The organism is Candidatus Glassbacteria bacterium, assembly GCA_019456185.1.
Taxonomy (GTDB): domain Bacteria; phylum Gemmatimonadota; class Glassbacteria; order GWA2-58-10; family GWA2-58-10; genus JAJRTS01.
The window spans coordinates 1-3,124 of the sequence record VRUH01000117.1 but is presented as its reverse complement, the minus strand read 5'-3'; the positions used below and the strand labels follow the sequence as shown (position 1 = coordinate 3,124).

General features: G+C 58.9%; 3 protein-coding genes. 2 read left to right on the top strand and 1 reads right to left on the bottom strand.

Annotated elements, in window-relative coordinates; genetic code table 11:
• Both FVQ81_18215 and FVQ81_18210 read left to right on the top strand, forming a co-directional pair.
• Positions 1-528, top strand: a 528-nt coding sequence (locus FVQ81_18215; protein ID MBW7998466.1) for a tetratricopeptide repeat protein, incomplete at its 5' end; no start/stop codon positions are given.
• The gene (locus FVQ81_18210) at positions 525-2,462 is read left to right on the top strand and encodes a hypothetical protein (GenBank protein ID MBW7998465.1); all 1,938 of its coding nucleotides are present in this window, start codon (positions 525-527) and stop codon (positions 2,460-2,462) included. The genes FVQ81_18215 and FVQ81_18210, both read left to right, overlap by 4 nt.
• A gap of 124 nt (positions 2,463-2,586) precedes the next feature.
• Here the strand turns inward: FVQ81_18210 and FVQ81_18205 are convergent, their stop codons facing one another.
• A complete protein-coding gene (locus FVQ81_18205; protein ID MBW7998464.1) occupies positions 2,587-3,108 on the bottom strand; it encodes an aminotransferase class I/II-fold pyridoxal phosphate-dependent enzyme in 522 nt (173 codons plus the stop codon).
• Positions 3,109-3,124 lie beyond the last annotated feature (16 nt).

The following is a 3,124-nucleotide window of genomic DNA, read 5'->3' as shown; positions in this document are numbered from 1 at the left end:
CGGCCGGACATCAATGCGCTCACGTTATTGGCCCGCCTTAATTCCAACAAAGGGAACTACGAGCAGGCGATCGCCCTAGGTGAGCGAGCCGTAGCTCTGGAACCCAGCAATGCCTGGGCCCACGCCACCTTGGGGTTCACGTTGAACCTTGCCGGACGGCCGGAGGAAGCCGTGCCAATAAATAGGCAGGCCATTCGTCTCTATCCCCACCCCCCGTTGGTTTTTTATGGTGCATATGGGACGGTAAATTTTAATGCAGGGCGGTACGATGCGGCGATAAAAGCATTCAAAGAAGGAGTGAAAAGTCCCGATAAGGGTCTCTCGAACCACAGGATGCACCTTGCGTTGATAGCCTCCCTCATGGCGCTGGGGCGCGAGAAAGAGGCAAGGCATGAAGCCGAGCAGTACCGCAAATACGCCGAATATTCATTCGAAAAAGTTGTAGCCGGATGGAGGCGATTTGGATACAAAGACCCGGCAGTGCCCGAGCGCATGATCGAACTGATACGCAAAGCGGGCTTTGAATGAACGGCAAAACCGCCATGGCCTCACCCACCACCCAGCGCAAGCTAACCGCAATCCTGTGTGCGGACGTAGTGGGCTATTCTCGCCTGATGGGTGACGACCACGACGCGACGGTCAAGACCCTATCGGACTATCGCGCAGTCTTTTCCGATTATATCCAGCAATACAAGGGAAGGGTCGTGAACGCCCCCGGCGACTCCATCCTGGCAGAGTTCGCCTCGGTGGTGGATGCGGTGACGGCGGCGGTGGAGATTCAGCGCGAATTGGCCAAGCGGAACGAGAAGTTACCCGAACAGCGGCGGATGCATTTCCGCATCGGCGTGAATCTGGGCGATGTGCTGATCAAGGAGGGAGAGTTGTTCGGGGACGGGGTGAACATCGCGGCCCGGCTGGAATCCCTGGCCGATCCCGGCGGCGTCTGTATTTCCCGCACAGTCTATGATCAGGTTCACACCCGTCTGGACCTGGAGTACGACTATCTGGGCGAGCAGAAGGTGAAGAACATCGCCGAACCGGTGCGGGCCTACAATGTGCTGCTGGTACCCGGACAGGCGCCCACGCGAACGGAGCGCGCAGCAAGGAAACTGGCTAGGAGTTGGCGCAAGGCCGCACTCGCTGCAACGGTGGTTGTATTAGTGGCGTTGGTTGCGGTGCTGTCCTGGAATCTTTACCGGCAATCCGTGATCGAATCCGCGCTTGCCGCCTTTGAAAAGGAAGCCGCATTCCCCCTGCCCGACCAGCCCTCCATCGCCGTGCTGGCCTTCGACAACATGAGTGGCGACCCGGCCCAGGAATACTTTTCCGACGGTCTCAGCGAGAACATCATCGCCAGGCTTGCCAGGCTTTCGGGGATGCTCGTCATCGCCCGCAATTCCTCTTTTAAATACAAGGGCAAGGCGGTGGACGTGCGGCAGGTGGGCCGGGAATTGGGGGTGAGATATGTGCTGGAAGGCAGCGTGCAACGGGCCGAGGGCCGCATCCGCATCACCGCGCAACTCATCGACGCCGTGACGGGAAACCACCTCTGGGCCGAAACCTATGATCGGCGGATGCAGGACGTGTTCGCCATCCAGGATGAGATCAGCCGCAATATTATTACCGAATTGGATGTGCGGTTGGTCCTTGGCGAAGGCGTACGTTTTAGCGCGAATGAATTTTCCAAAATAGAAACCTATGACCTTTACCTGCAAGGTACCGAGTTGTTTTTCCGTTTTGACAAGGCAGCGAACGCAAATGTCCGAATTCTGAATCGGAAGGCCCAGGATTTGGAACCGCGAAACGCTGTGTTGATCGCAGCTTTGGGGTGGGCACATTTGATCGATGCAGGATTCGGATGGGTTGATGACCGCGCCGCTTCCCTACGGCAGGCCGAGGAACTGGCGCGCCAGGCCATCGCGGTGGATGAGAATCATCCCAGTGCATACTTCCTTCTAAGCCGTATCCACGGATCGCGGAGACAGTATGAAAAAGCAATCGCCGCCGGGCGTAGGGCTGTTGAACTCGCGCCAGGTGATTCTGATTCCAATGCACATTTAGCCCTGACGATGCTCAACGCAGGCAACACGGCGGAAGCGTTGGTGCAAATCAAAAAGGCATTGCGCCTCTCGCCCTTCCCCCGGGCATATTTCTGGTACTTTGCAGGCTTGATTTTTCATGTTGCCGGACAGCACGAGTGGGCCGCAAGGTACTGTCGGAATTACCTACACATGGAACGGCAAAGCTCTATTGCCCGTTTGTGCTGGGGAACAATAATTGCCAGTTACATGGAACTCGGTAGAAGCCGGGAAGCCAGAGCCGAGGCAAAGAAATTTCTTGTTGCTTATCCGGATTTTTCAATCACAGAGAGCCGAAAAGTTTGGAAGAGAATCTCGTTAAAAGATAAGTCTTTCCTGGAGCGAAGATTGGCCCTCCTCCGCAAGGCCGGTCTTCCGGAGTGAGATCGCCATGGCCTCACCCAACGTCCAACGCAAACTGGCCGCCATCCTCAGTGCGTGTGTGCAGGGGAATTGAGGAGTCAACGATGACGACCGACCCGGGCAATAGTCCTTGGAGTGGCCCCCCCTACCCATTCTCCGCGATCCATTTGCGGATGCGCTCCAGGCCCTCGGCGATGTTGTCTTCGGAGGTGGCGTAGGAGAAGCGCACGTGCTGCCCCTCGCCGGGGACGGGGGTTCCGAACTGGCTGTCCGCCAGCACGGCCACGCCGGCCTCGTGGAGCCAGCGCTTGCGCAGTTCCTCCGCCGTGGAGCAGCCGGTGCGCTGGCAGAGTTCGCTCACGTTGGGCCACACGTAGAACGCGCCGCCGGGCTTGAGGGCGTGGATGCCCTCCAGGGTGTTCAACCCCTCCACGATCAGGTTGCGGCGGCGGGTGAAGCTCTCCATCATCCGCTCGTGCTCGGTCTGGTCTCCGGTGAGGGCCTCCACCCCCGCCCACTGGGTGATGGAGCCGGCGCAGGAGTCGGTGTTGGTGATCCAGGTGGAAAAATACGGCGCCAGCGCGCGGTTGGCCGCATAGCCCAGCCGCCACCCGGTCATGGCGTAGCTCTTCGAAGCGCCGTCCACCACGATGGTGCGCTCGGCCATGCCCGGCTGCGAGGCG